The organism is Paraburkholderia sp. UYCP14C (assembly GCF_004197395.1).
In the GTDB taxonomy this organism is placed as follows: domain Bacteria; phylum Pseudomonadota; class Gammaproteobacteria; order Burkholderiales; family Burkholderiaceae; genus Paraburkholderia.
In genome coordinates, this window is record NZ_SELS01000003.1 from 173,486 (window position 1) to 195,051 (window position 21,566).

A 21,566-nucleotide genomic window follows, 5' to 3' on the forward strand; every position below is an offset into this window, starting at 1 on the left:
CCTGCGCGGCGGCGCCCCACCGGCGTCACGCTACAATGTGCGCTGATTGCGCCGCGCACCGTGCGGCTTGCCCTTGCTCCCTTCATGACTTCAAAGCCTTCTTCGCGTTCTGCTTCCTCGTCGACGCGTTCCCGCGAATCCCGTTTGTCGGCGCTGCATCTGTCGCCCGAATCGCTCGGGTTCGCGCTCGACTGCGCCGCCCAGGCCGTCGGTGCCGTGCGTCTCGGCGCGGCGTTGCCGGCGGCGCTGCAAAGCGTGTTCGCGGCAATGCCGGAGGGCAACGCCGCAGCGGCGCGCGGCGCCGTGCAGGACATCGCCTATCGCACGATGCGGCGTCTCGCGACCGTCGAATGGCTGATCGCGAAGCTCGTGAAGAAAGCGCCGCCGCCGCACGTCTCGCATGTGCTCGAGTGCGCGCTCGCACTGCTCGTCGACGACGAAGCGAGCGCCGCCTACACGCCGTTCACGGTCGTCGACCAGGCGGTCAAGGCGATCGGCGCGCGCCGCGAGTTCGGGTTCGTGAAGGGGCTCGTCAACGCGGTGCTGCGTAACTTTTTGCGCGAGCGCGACACGTTGCTCGCCGCGGTGCAAGCCGACGAAGTAGCGCGCTGGAACTATCCGGCCTGGTGGCTCGACGCGGTGAAGCGCGCATGGCCCGATGCGTGGCAAGCGGTGCTGGCCGCCGGCAACACGCAAGGTCCGCTGACGTTGCGCGTGAACGCGCGCCATTCGACGGTCGACGCCTATCTGCAAGTGCTGCAACGCCAGCAGATCGCCGCGTGCAAGGCAGGCGAGCACGCGGTTACGCTCGCCACGCCGATGCCGGTCGAGCGCATTCCGGGCTTCAGCGAAGGTGTCGTGTCGGTACAGGACGCAGGCGCGCAATTCGCGGCGCAGCTGCTCGGCGTGCGTGACGGCATGCGTGTGCTCGACGCGTGTGCGGCCCCCGGCGGCAAGACCGGCCATCTGCTCGAACTCGCCAACATTCAACTCGTCGCGCTCGAAAGCGACGCGTCGCGCGCGCGCCGCATCGGCGAAAACCTGCGGCGTCTGAAGCTCGAAGCGGAAGTGCGGATCGGCGACGCGGGTAACCCCGCTCAATGGCACGACGACCTCGACCAGCCGTTCGACCGCATCCTCGCCGACGTGCCGTGCTCGGCGTCGGGCATCGTGCGGCGTCATCCGGATATTCGCTGGCTGCGTCGGCAGTCCGATATCGCCGCGCTGGTCGCCGAGCAACGCCGCATTCTCGACGCGCTGTGGCCGCTCGTGAAACCAGGCGGCGAGTTGCTTTACGTTACGTGTTCGATCTTCCCCGAAGAGGGCGAGTTGCAGGCACAGTGGTTTGGAAACCAGCATCAGGATGCGGTACGATTGGACGCGCCGGGGCAGCTGTTACCCTCAGTTGCCCGCGCGCCCGCCGACCCATCGGCCGGGTCTCATGCAGGACAACCCGCTGAATTCAGCGCCGGCACGAACTCAGACCACGACGGATTTTTCTACGCGCGCTTTCAGAAACGGTGACCATCAAACGCTTCTTCCCGCTTCGGCTCGCTGCCGTGCTCTGGATCGCGCTGGCCGTCTGGCTTGCAGCGCCGGGCGCGGCGCACGCTGACTCGATCGCGGTGCAGCGGGCGTCGCTGCAGGCCGACAATGGCGGCTGGAGTCTCGACGCGCATTTCGAATTCGACCTGAACAGCAATCTCGAAGACGCGGTCAACAAAGGCATTCCGCTTTATTTCACGACCGATTTCGAGCTGAGCCGGCCGCGCTGGTACTGGTTCGACGAGCAGCCGGTCAGCGTGTCGCAAAGCTTGCGGCTGTCGTTTCAGCCGCTCACGCGCGAATATCGCGTGTCGAGCGTGCAGTCGGGCGGCTTGCAGCTCGGCTTTTCCACGCTCAAGGATGCGCTCGCGGTGATCAAGCACGTGACGTCGTGGCACGTGATCGACCGCAATGAGGTGCGTGTCGGCGAAACCTATAACGCGTCGGTGCGCATGCAACTCGATATCGGGCTGATGCCCAAGCCGTTCCAGATCGACGCGGTGAACAACCGCGACTGGAACCTCGCCTCCGATTGGAAGCGCTTCACTTTCACGGCGGCCGATCGTGCTAAATAGAGTGCGCTCATCTCCCACCAGTGTCAGCAGCATCGTCGTGCGCGTGCTGGTGTCGACGGTCGCGGTGACGGCCGTGCTGCTGCTCGTGCTGCTGGCCGCCGCGAGCGCGAACACCGAATTCTTCGATCGCTATTACCAGTGGCTGTACGCGGCCAACGTTGCGGTCGCAATGGTGTTTCTGCTGGTGGTGGCGACGCTCGTCGTCATCATCATCGTGCGATTACGCACGGGCAAATTCGGTACGCGGCTGCTCGCGAAGCTCGCGTTTTTCATGGCGCTGGTCGGTGTGGTGCCGGGCGGCATCATCTACATCGTGTCGTATCAGTTCGTGTCGCGCAGCATCGAGTCGTGGTTCGACGTGAACGTCGAAACCGCGCTCGCGTCCGGCCTCAATCTCGGGCGCGGCATGCTCGACGCGTCGCTGTCCGATCTGCAGACGAAGGCGCGCCTGATGTCCGAGCAGCTCGCCAGCGCGGATGCCGCCGGCACCACGTTGACGCTCTTGCGTCTGCGCGACCAGTTCGGCGTGCAGGACGCGACGATCGTAGAGCCGACCCGCAGCATGTCGGGCGCGACGCCGGACATGCACGTGGTCGCGCAGGCGTCGGGCAACTACGCGATGCTGCTGCCGAACGATCTGCCGACGCCGCTGATGATCGAGCAGGCGCGTGGCCGCGGCTATGCGGCGATCGAAGGCGAAGTGGACGGCGACGCGCATGCGCAGGGCGGCAAGGGCGCGCTGCGTCTGCGCGTGGTGCAGCGTATTCCCGATGCGAACGCGTCGCTATTGCAGCCCGCCGAGCGCTTCCTGCAGCTGACGCAGCCGGTCTCGACGACACTCGCGCGCAATGCCGACTCGGTGCAGCGCGCGTATCGCGAGTATCAGGAGAAGGCGCTCGGGCGCACCGGGCTGCGCAAGATGTACATCGGCACGCTGACGCTGTCGCTGTTTCTCGCGACCTTCATTGCGATGATGCTCGCGCTCGCGCTCGGCAATCAGCTCGCGCGGCCGCTGTTCCTGCTCGCGCAGGGCACCAAGGAAATCACCGAGGGCGACTACACGCCGAAGCGCGAGATCAAGTCGCGCGACGAACTGGGCTTCCTCACGCAGTCGTTCAACGCGATGACGCGGCAGTTGTCGGAAGCACGCGGGGCGGTCGAGAAAAATCGTATCGCGCTCGAGCATTCGAAAGCGTATCTCGAGAGCATCCTCGCGAACCTGACCGCGGGCGTGTTCGTGTTCGACCGGCAGTTCAGGCTGACCACCGCGAATCGCGGCGCCGAGCGGATCTTCCGTCAACCGTTCCAGACGGTGCTCGGTTCGTCGCTCGATCAGATCGGCGTGCTCGGCGAATTCGGCGCGATGGTGCGCAAGTCATTCGCCGATCGCGAAGCGGCGAGCGAAGACGGCCACGACGACAACGGCCACTGGCAGCAGCAGGTTTCGGTGCCGGTGCCCGGCGAAACCGAGCCGCTCACGTTGCTCGTGCGCGGCGCGCGCCTCGTCGCGGCGAACGAGCGCGACGCGCAAGATATGCAGACCTCGGGCTACGTGATCGTGTTCGACGACATCTCCGACGTGATCTCCGCGCAGCGTTCGATCGCGTGGGGCGAAGTCGCGCGGCGCCTCGCACACGAGATCAAGAATCCGCTCACGCCGATTCAACTGTCGGCCGAGCGTTTGCAGATGAAGCTCGCCGACAAGCTCGCGCCGTCGGATGCGGACGTGTTGAAACGCGGCGCGACGACGATCGTCAATCAGGTCGCCGCGATGAAGCAGATGGTCGACGATTTCCGCGATTACGCCCGCACACCACCCGCGGTGCTCGCGCATCTGCAATTGAATGATCTGGTCAGCGAGGTGCTCACGCTGTACGGTATCGAGGAAGGCAAGGGCGCGATCCAGGTCGAGCTCGCAGCATTGCCCGCGATACGCGGCGACGCGACCCAGTTGCGTCAGGTGATCCACAACCTGCTGCAGAACGCGCAGGATGCGGTCGCCGAAGTCGCGCATCCGCGTGTTTTGCTCGAGACGAGGACAGTAGAATACGGAGACCCCGACGCGCAAGGCAAAGTACGCGTCGCGGTACGTCTGACCGTGTCGGATAACGGATCGGGCTTCCCCGCGCGTATCCTCACGCGCGCGTTCGAGCCGTACGTGACGACCAAGGCCAAAGGCACAGGTCTGGGACTTGCGATGGTCAAGAAGATCGTCGACGAACATGGCGCGCGCATCGACATTCGCAATCGCATGAAGGCCGGCGACGTGATCGAAGGCGCGCAAATTTCGATTCTCTTCCTTCAACTGGCGGACGACCCCGCGCAGCCGGGTGCATCTGGTTCGGGTGCGCATCGGGCGCACGGCGGCGCGTCGCAGGGAACGACAAAAGCAACAGTGCAGACAAGGGCAGCGTAAATGGCAACCATCCTGGTGGTAGATGATGAAATGGGCATCCGGGAACTGCTCTCGGAGATCCTCAGCGACGAGGGACATGTCGTGGAGGCCGCTGAAAACGCGCAGGAGGCGCGCGAGTTCCGTTTGCGTCAGGCGCCGGACCTCGTGCTGCTCGACATCTGGATGCCGGACACCGACGGCGTGACGCTGCTCAAGGAGTGGGCCGCGCAAGGTCAATTGACGATGCCCGTCATCATGATGTCCGGTCACGCGACGATCGACACGGCGGTCGAGGCCACCAAGATCGGCGCGCTCAACTTCCTCGAAAAGCCGATCGCGTTGCAGAAGCTGCTGAAGGCGGTCGAGCAGGGACTCGCGCGCGGTAACGCGGCGGCCGTGCCTGGCGGCGTGGCCGCGAAACCGGCATTGCCGGTCAGCGCATCGTCGGTCGCGTCGGCGGCCGCGTTGCCGATGCTGTCGGCCGATGGCGTCGGAGGCGGCGCGCTCGCCGCGCAAACCGCATCGATCTCGTTCGACATTCCGCTGCGCGATGCGCGCGACGCGTTCGAGCGCGCGTACTTCGAATATCACCTCGCTCGCGAGAACGGCAGCATGACGCGCGTCGCGGAGAAGACCGGTCTCGAGCGCACGCATCTTTATCGCAAGCTGAAGCAACTCGGCGTCGATCTCGGCAAGAACAAGGGCGAGTGAGCGCCACGTGTTGCATGCAAATGCGGCCCGGCAAAATTTTTTATGAAAGGGCTTGCTGAACTGGGGATCGCTTGATATAGTTTCGTTCTTCGTTGGCCCGGTAGCTCAGTTGGTAGAGCAGCGGATTGAAAATCCGCGTGTCGGTGGTTCGATTCCGCCCCAGGCCACCAGGATTCAGCCCCAGGAAATCGCAAGATTCCTGGGGCTTTTCCGTTTGGCGGACAAGTCGTTACTTCGGCTTGCCATGCAGTTGGAGCCGCGCGGGTGGGACAGCTGGCGTCGGTGACATTCGGTGTCGCGTGATAAAATCGCGCCAGTTCAAGGACTTGCATGCTGGTATCGCACGCGGTCGTGCACCGCGCGAATGCGGTGCCGAGCGTATCGCACCGAAGCACCCAATCCTTCGCCCGACGATCGGCGGTATAAGCGCCCAGCCACGTTCATGCGCAACGCGCGACCTATACTGCTTTGGGCCGGCACGATGCTGGCACACGTCGCGCCGCGTTGCTTGCATGGCGCACCTCGCGCAGCGCGACGTGGCACTCTCATTCACGGAGTATCACGGTGATCCGCAAAGACGCTAAGCGTAGCGCGCTCGTGCTGTTTTCCGGCGGCCAGGATTCCGCCACGTGTCTCGCGTGGGCACTCGATCGTTACGATACGGTCGAAACGATCGGCTTCGATTATGGTCAGCGTCATCGCGTCGAGCTCGAGTGCCGCGAGGGGTTCCGTCAGGCCGTTGTGCGTGCGTTTCCGGCGTGGGCCGATCGCCTCGGCGACGATCACATGATCGACCTGTCGCTGCTCGGCGCGATCAGCGACACCGCGATGACGCGCGAGATCGAGATCGAAGCCACGGCCAACGGTTTGCCGAACACGTTCGTGCCGGGCCGCAATCTGATGTTCATGACGATCGCGGCGGCCATCGCGTATCGGCGTGGTTTGCAGGTGCTGGTCGGCGGGATGTGCGAGACGGACTTCTCGGGCTACCCCGATTGCCGCGACGACACGATGAAAGCGCTGCAGGTCGCGCTGAACCTCGGCATGGACAAGCGCTTCGCGCTGGAAACGCCGCTGATGTGGCTCGACAAGGCCGACACGTGGCGCCTCGCGCACGAACTCGGCGGCGACGAACTGGTGGAACTGGTGCGCGTCGAGACGCATACCTGCTATGTCGGCGAACGCGCCGAGCTGCACTCGTGGGGCTTCGGCTGCGGCGAATGCCCGGCATGCCGGTTGCGCAAACGTGGCTATGAGGCCTACCTCGTCGGCGAAAAAGTCACCGAGCCGGTCTGACGGTTCGCGCGAGAGCGCGCATCATTGATTCAGGAACACAGGACAGAAAGCAGCATGACGTACGCGGTCAAGGAAATCTTCTACACGTTGCAGGGCGAGGGCGCCAATGCCGGGCGCCCGGCCGTGTTCTGCCGTTTCGCGGGCTGCAATCTGTGGTCGGGCCGCGAAGAGGATCGCGCGGAAGCCGTCTGCCGTTTCTGCGACACCGATTTCGTCGGCACCGACGGCGAGAACGGCGGCAAGTACCGCACACCCGACGAGCTCGTCGCGATGATCGCGTCGCAATGGCCGCAAGGCGAGGGCGCACGCTTCGTCGTGTGCACCGGCGGCGAGCCGATGCTGCAGATCGATCAGCCGCTCGTCGACGCGCTGCACGCGGCCGGCTTCGAGATCGCGATCGAAACCAACGGCTCGCTGCCGGTGCTCGACACGATCGACTGGATCTGCGTGAGCCCGAAGGCCGACGCGCCGCTCGTCGTGACGAAGGGCAACGAACTGAAGGTCGTGATCCCGCAGGACAACCAGCGCCTCGCCGACTACGCGAAGCTCGACTTCGAGTATTTCCTCGTCCAGCCAATGGACGGTCCGTCGCGCGACATCAACACGAAGCTCGCAATCGACTGGTGCAAGCGTCATCCGCAGTGGCGCCTGTCGATGCAGACTCACAAGTATCTGAACATTCCCTGATTTGCCGTGCTGACGATTACCCGAAAACTCGAATTCGACGCGGGCCACCGCATTCCCGATCACCGCAGCCAGTGCCGTAATCTGCATGGCCATCGCTACGTGCTCGAAATCACGCTGCAAGGCGACCTGGTCGACACCGAAGGCGCGCCCGATCGCGGCATGGTGATGGACTTCGCCGACGTGAAGTCGCTCGCGAACGAGCACCTGGTCGACAAGTGGGATCACGCGTTTCTCGTCTACGAAGGCGACACGCAGGTGCGTGGCTTTCTCGACACCATGGTCGGTCACAAGACGGTCGTGATCGATCGCATTCCCACCGTCGAAAACCTCGCCGCGATTGCGTTCGATATTCTCGCGAACGTCTACGACGCGCACTACGGCGTGAACCTGCGCCTGCATAAAGTGCGTCTGTACGAGACGCCGAACTGCTGGGCCGACGTGGTCCGCGACTAGCTTCCCATCTGAATCCACGCTGGCCGCGCGAGCGAACTCTCGCGTTATTGTCACGGTATGATCGTTCCGACAAACACACGGAGCGAGACATGCCGGTCACCGCATTGCGTCGCAGCAGGCAACGAGGCCGTCAGCGCCTCGGTACCTGCCTGAATCTCTATCTGGCCCCGCTTCGCGTTACAACTCTGCGCGAGGCCAGCCGATGAGCACCTTCACCAACTCCCTCAAACAACGCCTGAAGGACGACGCGCCGCTGTTCGGGCTGTGGCTGTCGCTCGGCAGCGAGGCGGCGGCCGAAGCGCTCGCGCACGCCGGCTTCGACTGGCTGCTGATCGACATGGAGCACGCGCCGAACGATAGCGGCGGCGTCGAGTCGCAATTGCGCGCGATCGCCGCCGCCCATCTGCCGAGCGAACCGGTGGTGCGCGTGCCCGCGAGCGAGCCGTGGCTCGTCAAGCGCGTGCTCGACGCCGGCGCGCGCACGCTGATGTTCCCGAACATCGAATCCGCTGAAGACGCGGCACGCGCCGTGCGGCTCACCCAATATCCGACCGCCGAGGCGCTCGACGGTCTGCGCGGCGTCGCGGGCGTCGTGCGTGCAGCCGGGTACGGCATGCGACGTGACTACGTGCAGACGGCCAACGCACAGATCGCGACGATCGTGCAGATCGAATCGGCGCGCGGCCTGGCGGAGGTCGAGCAGATCGCGGCGACGCCGGGCGTCGACTGCCTGTTCGTCGGGCCGGCCGATCTGGCCGCGAGCCTGGGTCATCTTGGAGACGCGAAGCACGCGGACGTGCAGGCGGCGATGGCGCGTATCGTCAGCGCTGCGGACCAGGCCGGCATAGCCGCCGGCATTTTCGCAATGGACGTGGCGAGCGCGCGGCAGCATCGCGATGCCGGCTTTCGCTTCGTCGCGCTGGCCGCCGACGTGATCTGGATGTTGCGCGCGACGCGCCAGGCATTACAGGAGGTGAGGTCATGAACGGCAGAGTGCAGGGGGGCGCCGGACGGATGATCGCGCAAATGACCATTGCGGCCGCGCTACTCGCGAGTGGCGCGTGGCACACCGCGTACGGGCAGGACCACGTCGCGAAGTCGAACGATCCGCAGACGCAATCCGCGGTGGCCGACTACAACGCCGGCAACCTCGGCGCGGCGCTGACCGAATTCCGCCAGGCCGCCGAGCGCGGCAGCCGGCTTGCCCAGTTCAACTACGCGATGATGCTGCTCAACGGCGAAGGCACGCCGGTCAACGTCGACGAAGGCAAGAAGTGGCTGCGTAAGGCGGCCGACGCGAACATGTCGCACGCGCAGTACGTGTACGGCAAGATGTACGACGATGGCGAGTTCGTCGAGCGCGATCCGGTGGAGGCGCATCGCTGGTTCATGAAGGCGGCCGCGCAGGGGCATGTGCAGGCGGAGCTCGCGCTCGCGAACCAGTTTCTCGACGGGCGCGGCACCGAGCGGGACAACAAGCAGGCGTTCGTCTGGTACAAGAAAGCGGCGCAAGGCGGCGACATGACCGCGCAGTACGTGACCGGCTCGTTCTACGAGCGAGGCGGCGATGGTGTCGACCGGAATCTGAACGTGGCGCGCGCTTATTACGCCGCCGCGGCGGCGCAGGGCGATCCGGCCGCGCGCCTGAAGTACCAGCAGTTGAGCGCGCAACTGCGCGATCAGAAGGAAGTGAAGCCGCAGTGACGAAGCCGCAATAAAGCAAAAGGGCGCTCACGATTCACAATGAGCGCCCTTTTTGCAGGTTCGATTGCCGTGTGCCGCCGGCTGCGCCTAGCTCTGCATCAACCGCTTCTGTCGCGCGACGCTCATGATCAGCCCGATCGCGACGCCCAACGTAGTCAACGCAGTGCCACCGTAACTCATGAACGGCAACGGCACGCCGACCACCGGCAGAATCCCGCTCACCATGCCGATATTGACGAACGCGTACGTGAAGAACGCCATCGTCAGCGAGCCGGCCAATAATCGCCCGAACAACGTCGCGCCATTGGCCGCGATGAAAAGTCCGCGCGCGATTAGTAGCATGTACAGCGTGAGCAGCACGATCCCGCCCGCCAAACCGAACTCTTCCGAAAACACCGCGAAGATGAAGTCGGTGTGCTTCTCGGGGATGAACTCCAGATGCGCTTGCGTGCCCTTGAGCCAGCCCTTGCCGAGCGGTCCGCCCGAGCCGATCGCGATCACCGCCTGAATCGTGTGGAAGCCTTTGCCGAGCGGGTCCGAGGTCGGGTCGAGCAGCGTGCAGATACGGTGCTTCTGGTAGTCGTGCATCAGCGGCCACTGCACTTCGGGCTGACAGATCTTGTCCTGGAACGCCGCGATCGATCCCACCGCGATCACGCCCGCGATCAGCACCGGCACGATCAGCTTGAAGCTCAGCCCCGCGAAATAAATCACGAACAGGCCGGCCGCGAACACGAGCACGGCGGTACCGAGATCGGGCTGCTTCGCGATCAGGCCGACGGGGACGATCAGAATCACGAAGCCGACCACATAGTCGTACCAGCGCATCACGCCTTCGCGGCGCTGGTAGTACCAGGCGAGCATCAGCGGTGTCGCGATCTTCAGGATTTCCGACGGCTGGATCACCACGCCGACGTTGATCCAGCGCTTCGCGCCCTTGCGCGTGAGGCCGAACATCGCGACCGCGATAAGTAACGCGATCCCGAACGTGTAAAGCGGGACCGCGAAGCGCATCAGCGTGGTGGGCGGCACATTGGCGAGCGCCCACATCAGCACGAAGGTGAGCAGGATGTTGCGCAACTGGTCTTCGACGCGGCCCGGCATGTCGAGCGTCGCGCTGTACAGCGTGACGATGCCGACACATAGCAGCAGAAACACGATCAGCGCGAGCGGGCGATCGAAGCCCACGAACATCCGTTTGATGCGGTCGAGCCAGGCGCGCTTGTCGAATTGCATGCCTTTCTCCTTACTCGTCGATGCCACCGGCGGCCGGCTGGCGCGGTGACGCATTCTGGACGCTGTCCTCGCGAGATGGCGCAGCGACGGTCGGCGTCGGCTCGCTCGCGGGACGGGGTTTGTGCGGGGCGCCGGATGAACGCGGCGTGGATTTCTTTGCCGCGGCCGAAGCCGAAGCGGGCTTGGGCGCCGACGCAGCGCGCGCCGCGGTGGCCGTTGCCGCGGCTGGCGCGGTAGCCGGCGCTGCCGCCACGGCGCCAGCCGATGCCGCCACCGGCCCAGACGCGCCAATTGCGCCCGAAGCCGCAACCGCCGCCGACGCACCGGAGGCCGCCGCGGCCACCGCCGGCAGCGCTCCCGGCAGTGCCTTAAAGCCCGCCGCGATCTTGAGCGATTGAGCGCCATCATGCAATGCGGGCATATCGCCGACCTGCGGCGCGGATGCTTCGACCGTGGTCGATGCCGCTGCCGTCACGGCCGCTTCCTCCGCGCCGGGTTTGTTCTTGCCGATCAGGTAATAGTCGAGCACCTTACGCGCGATCGGACCGGCCGACTCCGCGCCCCAGCCGCCGTTTTCGACGATCAGCGCGAGGGCGATCTTCGGTTGTTCGACCGGCGCGAACGCGATGAACAACGCGTGATCGCGCAGATTCTCGGGGATCGCGTGCCCCTTGTAGTTCGCGCCCTGCAGCGAGTACACCTGCGCGGTACCGGTCTTGCCCGCCGCCTGGTACGGCGCGCCCGCGAACACCTTGGCCGCCGTGCCGTTCGTTACGACGCCTTCCATCGCACGCTTGATGAAGTCGATGTCCTGCTGCTTGACCGCGATCTTGTCGCTCGGATCGCGCACCACCGGCCGGGTTTCCTTCGAGATCGGATTTTCGATGTCGCGCACGAGGTGCGGTTTCATCACGACGCCGTTGTTCGCGAGCGTTGCGGTGGCGTGCGCGAGCTGCAGGATCGTGTACGAGTTGTAGCCCTGGCCGATGCCGAGGCTGACCGTCTCGCCTTCGTACCACTTCTGCTGCTCAGGGCGGCGATACGCGTGGCGCTTCCAGTCGGTCGACGGCAGGATGCCCTTCGCTTCGCCGGCGATGTCGATGCCGGTGATCTGCCCGAAGCCCCACGGCTTCATGAAGTTCGCGATGTTGTTGACGCCCAGATCGTGCGCGAGCATGTAGAAGTACGTGTCGTTCGACACGACGATCGCGCGGTTCATGTCGACCCAGCCTTGGCCCGAGCGCACGTCGTTGCGGAACGTGTGGCCGCCGAACGTGTAGTAACCGGGGTCCTGGAAACCCCAGCCCGGCGTGCGCTTGTGCAGCGTCAGCGCGGCGAGCGCCATGAACGGCTTGTAGGTCGAGCCCGGCGGATAGGTGCCGTGCAGCGGTCGGTTCAACAGCGGATGGTCGGGCGAGTTGTTCAGCTCGTCCCAGGTCTGCTGGTCGATGCCGTCGACGAAGGAATTCGGGTCGAAGCTCGGCGCCGACACGAACGCGAGCACGTCGCCGGTGGACGGCTCGATCGCGACGAGGGCGCCGCGGTGTCCGGCGAACGCCTGCTCGGCGACCTGCTGCAGACCGATGTCGAGCGACAGCACGAGGTTGTTGCCCGGCGTCGCCTGGGTGCGTGACATCGTGCGCACGGGGCGGCCGCCCGCCGTCACCTCGACTTCCTCGAAGCCGGTCTGGCCGTGCAGCTCGGTCTCGTAGCTCTGCTCGACGCCGATCTTGCCGATGTAATCGGTGCCCTTGTAGTTGTTCGCGTCCAGACGCGGATCATAGTGATCCGGATCGCTGTCGTTCTGATCGCTCGCGTCGTCGATGCGGTCCTGGTCGCGCTGCGAAATCCGTCCGATGTAGCCGATCACGTGCGCGGCCGTCGGCCCGAGCGGGTACTGGCGGAATAGCCGCGCGCGCACTTCGACGCCGGGAAAGCGGAAGCGCTGCGCGGTGAAGCGCGCGACTTCGTCGTCGGTCAGGCGCGTGCGGATCGGCAGACTTTCGAAGTTCTTCGAGTCTTCCTGCAGCTTCTTGAAGCGGCGGCGGTCGCGCGCGTCGATCGACACGACGGTGGCGAGGTTGTCGATCACGTTTTCGAGCGTGTCGTTCAGCTTCGACGGCGTGATTTCGAGCGTATAGGCCGAGTAGTTCTTCGCGAGCACGACGCCGTTGCGGTCGGTGATGATGCCGCGGTTCGGCACGATCGGCGCGACGGAGATGCGGTTTTCATCGGCTTGCAGCGAGTACTTGCTGTAGTGCCAGACCTGCAGGAACAGGAAGCGGAAGCCGATCAGCCCGAAGCAGACGAACACGAACAGGCCCGCCGCCGCGACGCGCAGGCGGAATTTCGTGAGCTGCTGTTGAGTGTCCTTGAATTCGGTCATGCGATTCTGCAAAAGGCCGGCATGCGGCCATCAAGAGTGTGCGCCCAAACCGGCCGCGGCCGGTGGGCCCGATGCGGGATCAAATGGGGCGCGTATCGTCCGGGTCGGCGGGGCGGCGCTGCGGCATCAGCAGCAGGATGCTCGCGATCGGCCACAGCGCGGCTTCGACGAAACCGTCGATCAGGTAACTCCAGCCCGGAAACGCCGCGCCGGTCAATAACCGGATCACGAACGGCACCAGTTGCGCGACGACGAGCAGCGGCATCACCGCGAACGTTTGCACGCCGAGCGACATCCACAGCACGCGGCGGTGAATCGTGATCGCGCCGTACGACAGCAGCGTGTACGCGAGCGCGTGCTCGCCGAGCAGGCTCGCGTTGTGCACGTCCATCAGCAGGCCGAGCATGAACGCGATGCCCATGCCGACCTTGCGCGGCTGATGCACGTTCCAGAACAGCAGCACGAGCGCGACAAAATCGGGTACGCCGGCGAGACGTCCCCACGGCATAAGGTTCAGCAGGAACGCGGAGGCGAGGCTGAACGCGATGAAGTACGGATTGACCGGCTGCAGGATGTATTGCGGGCGATTCATGGCTGAGCCCCCGGCTCGGCTTGCGGCTTGGCGTTCTTCGCGGCGGCCGGCTTGTCGGCTTTCCTGTCGGCTGCGGGCTTTTCGGACTTCTTGTCGGCGGCGGCCTTTTCGGGCTTTTTGTCGGCGGTGGCTTTCGCCGGCGCCTTTTCCGTGGATTTTGCCGCGGGTTTCTCGGTCGCGGCTTTGTCGGCGGCCTTCGTGTCGGCTGGCTTGGCGGCGGATTTGTCGGCCGCGCCCTTGCCGTCTGCGGCTTTGGCGCCCTTCTTCGCTTTCAAGTCCTTCGCGACGGTCGCCGCGTCGGGTTCGTCAGCCGGGCGCGGCGGCGCGGTGTTCTGGACGTGCAGCACGAGCACCTGATGCGCGCCGCGTACCGCCGCGACGGGCAGACTGACCACGCGCGCGAACGCGGTGTCGGCCTGCTTGTCGACGCGCACGACCTTCGCGACCGGCAGCCCCGGCGGATATACGCCGTCGAGACCGCTCGTGACGAGTTCGTCGCCGGACTGCACGTCGGCGCTGATCGGCACGAAGCGCAGATCGAGCGTGTCGCCCTTCGGCGTGCCGTAGATCACGCTGCGCAAGCCGGTGCGCAGGATTTCGACCGGCACGGCCTGGTCCTTGTCCGTCAGCAGCGTGACTTCGGCCTGCAGCGGGAACACCCGTGTGACCTGGCCGATCACGCCGTCTTCGTCGACGACCGGCGAGCCGTTCTGGATGCCTTGCTGCGCGCCGCGTCCGATCACGACCTTCTGCGTGAACGGATCGCGCGTGTCGTACTGGATTTCGGCGGGCAGCGAATGCGTGGTCAGCTGCTGCGATAGTTGCATCAGCGCGCGCAGATGATTATTTTCGGCAGCGAGCGACGCGGCCGTGTTGGCCTGCTGCGACAACTGCAAATCCTTCGCGCGCAGCTTCGCGTTTTCGTCGCGCAGCGTGGCGCTCGTCACGGCGAGGTCGGCGGCGCCCATGAAGATGTCGCGCGGCACGAGCGCTGCGCGCTGCAACGGATAGAGACCCGCGCCGAGCACGCCGCGGACGATTTCGAGCGTCTGGAAGCGGGCATCGGAGATCAGCAGGGCGAGCGCGAGCACGACGAAGAACACCAGTCGGGCGAGAGCGGAGGGGCCTTGCTTGAACAGGGGCGGCGGACTGTATTCCATGGTCGGCGCCGGGGGCGTGAGCGGTTGGGTGAGACGGCGACGCGTAAGGCGTGCGCGATCAGCGCGCGGAGGCTGGTCGGCCCAGCCAACGACAAAGCGGCCCGCAAGGGGCCGTTTGCCTGATCCGCGCTACTGACATGGGAGAAAGGCTCGCTTACTCGTACGAGAAGATGCTGCCGAGCTTGTCCATGCGTTCGAGCGCCATGCCCGAGCCGCGCACGACGCAGGTCAGCGGGTCTTCGGCGACGAGCACCGGCAGGCCGGTTTCTTCGGCGAGCAGGCGATCGAGGTCGCGCAGCAGCGCGCCACCGCCGGTCAGCATCATGCCGCGCTCGGCGATGTCCGCGCCGAGTTCCGGCGGCGTCTGTTCCAGTGCGATCTTCACCGACGACACGATCTGGTTCAGCGGATCGGTCAGCGCTTCGAGGATTTCATTGCTGGAGATCGTGAAGCTGCGCGGAATGCCTTCCGACAGATTGCGGCCCTTCACTTCCATTTCCTTGACTTCGGAGCCCGGGAACGCAGAACCGATTTCCTTCTTGATGGCTTCGGCGGTCTGCTCGCCGATCAGCATGCCGTAGTTGCGGCGGATGTAGTTGACGATCGCTTCGTCGAACTTGTCGCCGCCGACGCGCACCGAGCCCTTGTACACGATGCCGCCGAGCGAGATCACGCCGACTTCGGTCGTGCCGCCGCCGATGTCGACGACCATCGAACCCGTTGCTTCCGACACCGGCAGGCCCGCGCCGATCGCGGCAGCCATCGGCTCTTCGATCAGATACACCTGCGAGGCGCCCGCGCCGTGCGCGGCTTCCTTGATTGCGCGGCGCTCGACCTGGGTCGAACCGCACGGCACGCAGATGATGATGCGCGGCGACGGCGAGAACATGCGCGATTCGTGAGCAGTCTTGATGAACTGCTTGATCATCTGCTCGGTTACGGTGAAGTCGGCGATCACGCCGTCTTTCATCGGGCGGATCGCCTCGATGTTGCCCGGCACCTTGCCGAGCATCTGCTTGGCTTCCTTGCCGACTGCCTGAATGGTCTTCTTGCCGTTGGGGCCGCCTTCCTGGCGGATCGACACGACCGACGGTTCGTCGAGAACGATGCCCTTGCCGCGCATGTAGATAAGGGTGTTGGCGGTGCCGAGGTCAATCGCCAGGTCGTTGGAGAAGTAGCTGCGCAAAAAACCGAACATTCAAAATCCTGTCTCGCTGGGGGCCGGGCCTCGCACCGTATGCGTAGGGCGGCAGCGGAAAAATAACAGCTTCAACCGGGCGGTAGCGACGCCACATGAACTTGAAGCTGCGGGGGAGTCTACCGGAGGCCGTTGCAAAGCCAGGGCGGAAAGCGCCGGACGTTCTTGGTGAATTGTCCGTGTAAGGCCTTGGTAAGTCGGTCCGGGTTTGGGTCGAACGCGTAATGATACCTTATAATTTTGGATGTTTTGAAGGAAACCGAGCGCACATTTTTCCGTTGCCGCTCCTTTTCCGGGATTGTCCCATCTTGTCGTAACCCGCTGTTACAACGCGATTTTTTTAAATGTTGTGACATTCCACCCTTTCCGGTGACTGCATGGCTCTGACCCTGACCGATGTAAAGCGCATCGCGCATCTCGCGCGGCTCGAACTGGCCGATTCCGACGCCGAGCACACGCGTGCCCAGCTCAATGATTTTTTCGGCCTCGTCGAGCAGATGCAGGCGGTCGATACCACCGGCATCGCACCGCTTGCCCACCCGATCGAGCAGATCGAAGACGTCGCGCTGCGTCTGCGTGACGACGCCGTCACCGAGACGGTCGAGCGCGAGGCTTTCCAGCGCCCCGCGCCGGCCGTTCAGGACGGCCTGTACCTCGTGCCGAAGGTGATCGAATAAGACCCGTTGGGCAGACCCCGGGTCTGGCGCCGGCGCGAGCCTGCGTCGCCCAGACGCGCGGCTTCGTCCGCGTACCTTGCCGGGCCGGTCTGCCGACGGGCAACCGAACGCCTCCACGGCAGCGTGACCACGCTGCCGCGCTTTCCAGGATAAAACGCAATGCATGAAAAAAGTCTGACCGAACTGCGCGCCGCGCTCGCGGCCAAGGAATGCTCCGCAGTCGAACTGGCGCAGCTGTACCTGAAGCGGATCGACGCGGCCAATAGCCTGAACGCGTTCATCCAGGTCGATCCCGAACTGACGCTCGCGCAGGCGAAAGCCGCCGACGCGCTGTTGCACACCGGCCACGCCGGCCCGCTAGTCGGCCTGCCGATCGCGCACAAGGACGTGTTCGTCACGAAGGGCTGGCGCTCGACGGCCGGCTCGAAGATGCTCGCGAACTACGAAAGCCCGTTCGACGCGACCGTGGTCGCGCGTCTGCAGAACGCCGGCATGGTGTGCGTGGGTAAAACCAACATGGACGAGTTCGCGATGGGTTCGTCCAACGAGAATTCGTACTTTGGCGCCGTGCAGAATCCGTGGGACCGCAAGGCCGTGCCGGGCGGTTCGTCGGGCGGCTCGGCGGCTGCCGTGGCCGCGCGTCTCGCGCCCGCCGCGACCGGCACCGACACCGGCGGCTCGATCCGCCAGCCGGCGTCGTTCTCGGGCATCACCGGGATCAAGCCGACGTATGGCCGCGTGTCGCGCTACGGCATGATCGCGTTCGCGTCGTCGCTCGATCAGGGCGGCCCGATGGCGCAAAGCGCCGCCGACTGCGCGACGCTCCTCAACGCGATGGCCGGCTTCGACGAACGCGACTCGACGAGCCTCTCGCACGAGCACGAGGACTACACGCGTTACCTCGGCAAGTCCTGGAAAGACGACGGCGCGGACAAGCCGCTCGCCGGTCTGCGCATCGGTCTGCCGAAGGAGTATTTCGGCGCCGGTCTCGCCGACGACGTGCGCGCGTCGATCGACGCCGCGTTGAAGCAGTACGAAGCGCTCGGCGCGACGCTCGTCGAGGTATCGCTGCCGAAAACCGAACTGTCGATCCCGGTCTACTACGTGATCGCACCGGCGGAAGCCTCGTCGAACCTGTCGCGTTTCGACGGCGTTCGCTTCGGCCATCGCGCGGCCGAGTACCGCGATCTCCTCGACATGTACAAGAAGTCGCGTGCCGAAGGCTTCGGCCCGGAGGTGAAGCGCCGCATTCTGGTCGGCACCTACGTGCTGTCGCACGGCTACTACGATGCGTACTACCTGCAGGCGCAGAAGATCCGCCGCATCATCGCGCAGGACTTCCAGGAAGCGTTCAAGCAGTGCGACGTGATCATGGGGCCGGTCGCGCCGTCGGTGGCGTGGGACATCGGCGCGAAGGGCGACGATCCGGTGCAGATGTATCTGGCCGACATCTACACGCTGTCGGTGAGCCTCGCCGGACTGCCGGGCATGAGCGTGCCGTGCGGTTTCGGCGCGGGCGTGAATGCTCAGCGTCCGGTCGGTCTGCAGATCATCGGCAACTATTTCAATGAAGCCCGGATGCTGCAGGTGGCCGACGCGTTCCAGCGCGCGACCGACTGGCATCGTCAGGCACCGGCAGGAGTGTGAGCACCATGACCAAACAATGGGAAGTCGTGATCGGTCTGGAGACCCACACGCAGTTGTCGACGCATTCGAAAATCTTCTCGGGCACCGCGACGCGATTCGGCGCCGCGCCGAACACGCAGGCAAGCCCCGTCGATCTGGCCTTGCCGGGCACGCTGCCGGTGATGAACCGTGGCGCCGTCGAGCGCGCGATTCAATTCGGCCTCTCGATTGGCGCGACGATCGCGCCGCGCAGCATCTTCGCGCGCAAGAATTACTTCTACCCCGATCTGCCGAAGGGCTATCAGATCAGCCAGTACGAAATCCCCGTCGTGCAGGGCGGTCAGGTGACGATCCAGGTGCCGGCCAATGAAAAGGCGGGCAAGGAAGCGTACGAGAAAACCATCAACCTGACGCGCGCCCACCTCGAGGAAGACGCGGGCAAGTCGCTGCACGAAGACTTCGCGGGCATGACCGGCATCGACCTGAATCGTGCCGGCACGCCGCTGCTCGAAATCGTCACCGAGCCGGAAATGCGCAGCGCGGCCGAGGCCGTTGCCTACGCGAAGTCGCTGCATACGCTCGTCGTGTGGCTCGGCATCTGCGACGGCAACATGCAGGAAGGCTCGTTCCGCTGCGACGCGAACGTGTCGGTGCGTCCGCTCGGCCAGCAGGAATTCGGCACGCGCGCCGAGATCAAGAACCTGAACTCGTTCCGCTTCCTCGAAGAAGCGATCGAGTACGAAGTGCGTCGCCAGATCGAGTTGATCGAAGACGGCGGCACCGTGGTGCAGGAAACGCGTCTGTACGATCCGGACAAGCGCGAGACGCGTTCGATGCGCAGCAAGGAAGACGCGCACGACTACCGCTATTTCCCCGACCCCGACCTCATGCCGCTCGTGATCGACGCCGCGTGGGTCGAGCGCGTGAAGAGCGAGATGCCGGAGCTGCCGGAAGCGATCCAGCGGCGCTTCGTGTCGCAGTACGGCCTCACGCCGTACGACGCGAACGTGCTGACCTCGAGCAAGGCGACGGCCGCTTACTACGAAGCCGTGGTGGCGAAGGTCGGTGCGGCGAACGCGAAGGTCGCCGCGAACTGGGTGATGGGCGAAGTGTCGTCGCAGCTCAATCGAGAAGGCCTCGACATGGCCGCGTGCCCGGTCTCGGCCGCGCAACTCGCGCTGGTGTTGCAACGCATTGCCGACGGTACGATCTCGAACAAGATCGCGAAGGAAATCTTCCTTGCGATCTGGGAAGAAAAGGCCACCGACGAAGCCGCCGCCGATCGCATCATCGAGGCGAAGGGTTTGAAGCAGATTTCGGACACCGGCGCCCTTGAAGCGATCATCGACGAAGTGCTCGCCGCGAACCAGAAATCGGTCGACGAATACCGCGCCGGCAAGGAAAAGGCGTTCAACGCGCTGATCGGCCAGGCGATGAAGGCGACCAAGGGTAAGGCGAACCCGGCTCAGGTCAACGAATTGCTGAAGAAGAAGTTGTCCTGAGTTGAAGTGCCGCGGCCGGGCGTGATCACGCCTCGCCGACCACGGGCTGTTGCCGGATCGAAGCAGGGCAACGGCCCGTTTTATTTTGCGGATCCGCTTCAGCAGGTTAGGCGTAGATAAGCGTAGACCACGGAGTGTGTGCATGGCCAGGCAACCCGATCTCGACGATTTCCGCGTGCCGTATTTCGACGACGGCAAGAAGAAGAACCACTTCTCGCTCGACCATTTCGACCCGAAGGCGAAGCCGTTTTCGGGCGGCTCGAAAGATGCGGATCGCGCGCGTCTGTCGGAGGTCGGCCTGCTGCTCGACAACCTGCAGGAGCGGTTGCACGCGCAGCGCAAGCGCCGCGTTCTGCTGGTGCTGCAAGGCATGGACACGAGCGGCAAGGACGGCACGATCCGCGCGGTATTTCACGAAGTCGATCCGCTCGGCTTGCGCATCGTGCCGTTCAAGGCGCCGACGCCCGTCGAACTCGCGCACGACTTCCTGTGGCGCGTGCATTCGCAGGCACCCGCGGCCGGCGAGCTGACGATCTTCAACCGCAGTCACTACGAAGACCTGCTCGTGCCGACCGTGCTGGGCGAGCTCGACGCCGCCGCGTTCCAGCAGCGCTGCTGCCACATCCGTCAATTCGAGGAGATGCTCGCCGACAGCGGCACGACGATCCTCAAGTGCATGCTGCACATTTCGAAGGACGAGCAGCGTGTGCGTTTGCAGGAGCGCATCGACGATCCGCTGAAGCACTGGAAATTCGACGTGTCCGATCTCGAAGCGCGCAAGCAGTGGGACGCGTATCAGTCCGCGTATCGCGACGCGCTGGCCGCGACGTCGACCGAATACGCGCCGTGGTACGTGATTCCGGCCGACTCGAAGACACATCGCAACGTGATGGTCGCCGAACTGCTGCTGCGCACGCTCGACGCGCTGAAGCTCGAATATCCGCCGGCCAAGGAATCGCTGAAGGGCATCAAGGTCGAGTGAGCGCGGCCTCGCCCCTTGGTTTCACAAACGAATCGAACAAAAGAGGAATGACATGTTGCGTGTGATTACCGCCAACCTCAACGGCATCCGCTCGGCAGCCAAGAAGGGCTTTTTCGACTGGTTCGGCGAACAAGGCGCCGACGTGCTGTGCGTGCAGGAAATCAAATGCTCGCAGGACGACATGACGCCGGAGTTCATGGCGCCGCATGATTTCACCGGCTATTTCCAGCATGCGGTGAAAAAGGGTTATAGCGGCGCGGGCGTCTATACGCGCCATGAGCCTGACGAAGTGGTAATCGGCTTCGGCAGCGAGGAGTTCGATCCGGAAGGGCGCTATGTCGAGCTTCGTTTCGGCAAGCTGTCGGTGGTCTCGGTGTACGTGCCGTCGGGCTCGAGCGGCGACGATCGCCAGCAGGCCAAGTTCCGTTTCATGGACGAGTTCATGCCGCATCTCGCCGAACTGGCGAAAGAGCGCGAGGTGATCGTGTGCGGCGACGTGAACATCGTGCACAAGGAAATCGACATCAAGAACTGGAAGAGCAACCAGAAGAATTCGGGCTGCCTGCCCGAAGAGCGCGCGTGGCTCGACAAACTGTTCGACGAAGTCGGCTATGTGGACGTGTTCCGCACGCTCGACCAGCGGCCCGAGCAGTACACGTGGTGGAGCAATCGGGGTCAGGCGTATGCGAAGAACGTCGGGTGGCGGATCGATTACCAGATCGCGACGCCGGGCATCGCGAGCAAGGCGAAGCGCACCGACGTGTTCCGCGACATCAAGTTCAGCGATCACGCGCCGCTGACCGTCGACTACGACCACAAGGTCAAAAAGTAAGCCTGCCGA

Annotated in this window: 19 protein-coding genes and 1 tRNA gene; 15 read left to right on the plus strand and 5 right to left on the minus strand. The window is 64.6% G+C overall.

Translation table 11 applies throughout. The features are described 5' to 3' along the window. Window positions 1-84 precede the first annotated feature (84 nt). The 10 genes from rsmB to EVC45_RS03945 all read left to right on the plus strand — a co-directional run bounded on the left by rsmB (window position 85) and on the right by EVC45_RS03945 (window position 9,366). The gene (rsmB, locus tag EVC45_RS03900) at window positions 85-1,524 is read left to right on the plus strand and encodes a 16S rRNA (cytosine(967)-C(5))-methyltransferase RsmB (RefSeq protein ID WP_129956721.1); all 1,440 of its coding nucleotides are present in this window, start codon (window positions 85-87) and stop codon (window positions 1,522-1,524) included. Next, window positions 1,521-2,120: a DUF4390 domain-containing protein gene (locus tag EVC45_RS03905; RefSeq protein ID WP_129956722.1), complete on the plus strand. Its 600-nt coding sequence runs from the start codon at window positions 1,521-1,523 to the stop codon at window positions 2,118-2,120. Before rsmB ends, EVC45_RS03905 begins: the two co-directional genes overlap by 4 nt. Continuing rightward, window positions 2,110-4,536, plus strand: coding sequence for a PAS domain-containing sensor histidine kinase (locus EVC45_RS03910; RefSeq protein WP_129956723.1), 2,427 nt, complete (start codon window positions 2,110-2,112; stop codon window positions 4,534-4,536). Before EVC45_RS03905 ends, EVC45_RS03910 begins: the two co-directional genes overlap by 11 nt. Continuing rightward, window positions 4,537-5,226 (plus strand): response regulator transcription factor EsaR, encoded by a 690-nt coding sequence (gene esaR, locus EVC45_RS03915; protein ID WP_129956724.1) that lies wholly within the window; start codon window positions 4,537-4,539, stop codon window positions 5,224-5,226. It begins immediately after the preceding gene. Window positions 5,227-5,320: 94 nt separating this feature from the next. Next, a tRNA-Phe gene (locus EVC45_RS03920) sits at window positions 5,321-5,396 on the plus strand. 394 nt (window positions 5,397-5,790) lie between these two features. Continuing rightward, complete coding sequence (gene queC / locus EVC45_RS03925; protein WP_129956725.1) at window positions 5,791-6,522, plus strand: 7-cyano-7-deazaguanine synthase QueC; 732 nt, start codon at window positions 5,791-5,793, stop codon at window positions 6,520-6,522. A gap of 54 nt (window positions 6,523-6,576) precedes the next feature. Continuing rightward, window positions 6,577-7,209, plus strand: a complete 633-nt coding sequence (gene queE, locus EVC45_RS03930; protein ID WP_129956726.1) for a 7-carboxy-7-deazaguanine synthase — start codon at window positions 6,577-6,579, stop codon at window positions 7,207-7,209. A 9-nt stretch (window positions 7,210-7,218) separates the two neighbouring features. Continuing rightward, the gene (queD, locus tag EVC45_RS03935; RefSeq protein WP_129956818.1) at window positions 7,219-7,662 is read left to right on the plus strand and encodes a 6-carboxytetrahydropterin synthase QueD; all 444 of its coding nucleotides are present in this window, start codon (window positions 7,219-7,221) and stop codon (window positions 7,660-7,662) included. Window positions 7,663-7,864: 202 nt separating this feature from the next. After that, entirely contained in the window at window positions 7,865-8,647 is a 783-nt protein-coding gene (locus EVC45_RS03940) for an HpcH/HpaI aldolase/citrate lyase family protein (protein WP_129956727.1), read from the plus strand. After that, on the plus strand, window positions 8,644-9,366 hold the full coding sequence (locus EVC45_RS03945) for a tetratricopeptide repeat protein (protein ID WP_129956728.1): 723 nt from the start codon (window positions 8,644-8,646) through the stop codon (window positions 9,364-9,366). Before EVC45_RS03940 ends, EVC45_RS03945 begins: the two co-directional genes overlap by 4 nt. 87 nt (window positions 9,367-9,453) lie before the next feature. Here the strand turns inward: EVC45_RS03945 and rodA are convergent, their stop codons facing one another. The 5 genes from rodA to EVC45_RS03970 form a co-directional block, all read right to left on the minus strand. Continuing rightward, on the minus strand, window positions 9,454-10,602 hold the full coding sequence (gene rodA, locus EVC45_RS03950) for a rod shape-determining protein RodA (protein WP_129956729.1): 1,149 nt from the start codon (window positions 10,600-10,602) through the stop codon (window positions 9,454-9,456). Between the two features lie 10 nt (window positions 10,603-10,612). Further along, window positions 10,613-12,988, minus strand: coding sequence for a penicillin-binding protein 2 (mrdA, locus tag EVC45_RS03955; RefSeq protein WP_129956730.1), 2,376 nt, complete (start codon window positions 12,986-12,988; stop codon window positions 10,613-10,615). A gap of 79 nt (window positions 12,989-13,067) precedes the next feature. Then, window positions 13,068-13,580 (minus strand): rod shape-determining protein MreD, encoded by a 513-nt coding sequence (gene mreD / locus EVC45_RS03960; RefSeq protein WP_129956731.1) that lies wholly within the window; start codon window positions 13,578-13,580, stop codon window positions 13,068-13,070. Further along, the gene (gene mreC / locus EVC45_RS03965) at window positions 13,577-14,740 is read right to left on the minus strand and encodes a rod shape-determining protein MreC (RefSeq protein WP_129956732.1); all 1,164 of its coding nucleotides are present in this window, start codon (window positions 14,738-14,740) and stop codon (window positions 13,577-13,579) included. The genes mreD and mreC overlap by 4 nt, the downstream gene beginning before the upstream one ends. A 154-nt stretch (window positions 14,741-14,894) precedes the next feature. After that, entirely contained in the window at window positions 14,895-15,938 is a 1,044-nt protein-coding gene (locus tag EVC45_RS03970; protein ID WP_004189550.1) for a rod shape-determining protein, read from the minus strand. Window positions 15,939-16,315: 377 nt separating this feature from the next. Between EVC45_RS03970 and gatC the strand changes: the two genes are divergently transcribed. From gatC to EVC45_RS03995, 5 genes are all read left to right on the plus strand, one after another. Further along, entirely contained in the window at window positions 16,316-16,615 is a 300-nt protein-coding gene (gatC, locus tag EVC45_RS03975) for an Asp-tRNA(Asn)/Glu-tRNA(Gln) amidotransferase subunit GatC (RefSeq protein WP_013088063.1), read from the plus strand. 159 nt (window positions 16,616-16,774) lie between these two features. Beyond that, complete coding sequence (gene gatA / locus EVC45_RS03980) at window positions 16,775-18,262, plus strand: Asp-tRNA(Asn)/Glu-tRNA(Gln) amidotransferase subunit GatA (RefSeq protein WP_129956733.1); 1,488 nt, start codon at window positions 16,775-16,777, stop codon at window positions 18,260-18,262. Window positions 18,263-18,267: 5 nt separating this feature from the next. Beyond that, window positions 18,268-19,743: an Asp-tRNA(Asn)/Glu-tRNA(Gln) amidotransferase subunit GatB gene (gene gatB, locus EVC45_RS03985; RefSeq protein WP_129956734.1), complete on the plus strand. Its 1,476-nt coding sequence runs from the start codon at window positions 18,268-18,270 to the stop codon at window positions 19,741-19,743. 142 nt (window positions 19,744-19,885) lie between these two features. Next, entirely contained in the window at window positions 19,886-20,725 is an 840-nt protein-coding gene (locus EVC45_RS03990; RefSeq protein WP_129956735.1) for a PPK2 family polyphosphate kinase, read from the plus strand. 52 nt (window positions 20,726-20,777) lie between these two features. Next, window positions 20,778-21,557 carry an exodeoxyribonuclease III gene (locus EVC45_RS03995; RefSeq protein WP_129956736.1) on the plus strand — a complete coding sequence of 260 codons (780 nt, stop codon included), beginning with the start codon at window positions 20,778-20,780 and terminating at the stop codon, window positions 21,555-21,557. Window positions 21,558-21,566 lie beyond the last annotated feature (9 nt).

Coding starts and splice junctions, on each gene's coding strand:
- rodA (WP_129956729.1), bottom strand. CDS start 10,602: ATGCAATTCGACAAGCGCGCCTGGCTCGACCGCATCAAACGGATGTTC.
- gatB (WP_129956734.1), top strand. CDS start 18,268: ATGACCAAACAATGGGAAGTCGTGATCGGTCTGGAGACCCACACGCAG.
- gatA (WP_129956733.1), top strand. CDS start 16,775: ATGCATGAAAAAAGTCTGACCGAACTGCGCGCCGCGCTCGCGGCCAAG.
- mreD (WP_129956731.1), bottom strand. CDS start 13,580: ATGAATCGCCCGCAATACATCCTGCAGCCGGTCAATCCGTACTTCATC.
- EVC45_RS03945 (WP_129956728.1), top strand. CDS start 8,644: ATGAACGGCAGAGTGCAGGGGGGCGCCGGACGGATGATCGCGCAAATG.
- mreC (WP_129956732.1), bottom strand. CDS start 14,740: ATGGAATACAGTCCGCCGCCCCTGTTCAAGCAAGGCCCCTCCGCTCTC.
- esaR (WP_129956724.1), top strand. CDS start 4,537: ATGGCAACCATCCTGGTGGTAGATGATGAAATGGGCATCCGGGAACTG.
- EVC45_RS03970 (WP_004189550.1), bottom strand. CDS start 15,938: ATGTTCGGTTTTTTGCGCAGCTACTTCTCCAACGACCTGGCGATTGAC.
- EVC45_RS03940 (WP_129956727.1), top strand. CDS start 7,865: ATGAGCACCTTCACCAACTCCCTCAAACAACGCCTGAAGGACGACGCG.
- EVC45_RS03995 (WP_129956736.1), top strand. CDS start 20,778: ATGTTGCGTGTGATTACCGCCAACCTCAACGGCATCCGCTCGGCAGCC.
- gatC (WP_013088063.1), top strand. CDS start 16,316: ATGGCTCTGACCCTGACCGATGTAAAGCGCATCGCGCATCTCGCGCGG.
- mrdA (WP_129956730.1), bottom strand. CDS start 12,988: ATGACCGAATTCAAGGACACTCAACAGCAGCTCACGAAATTCCGCCTG.
- rsmB (WP_129956721.1), top strand. CDS start 85: ATGACTTCAAAGCCTTCTTCGCGTTCTGCTTCCTCGTCGACGCGTTCC.
- queE (WP_129956726.1), top strand. CDS start 6,577: ATGACGTACGCGGTCAAGGAAATCTTCTACACGTTGCAGGGCGAGGGC.
- EVC45_RS03990 (WP_129956735.1), top strand. CDS start 19,886: ATGGCCAGGCAACCCGATCTCGACGATTTCCGCGTGCCGTATTTCGAC.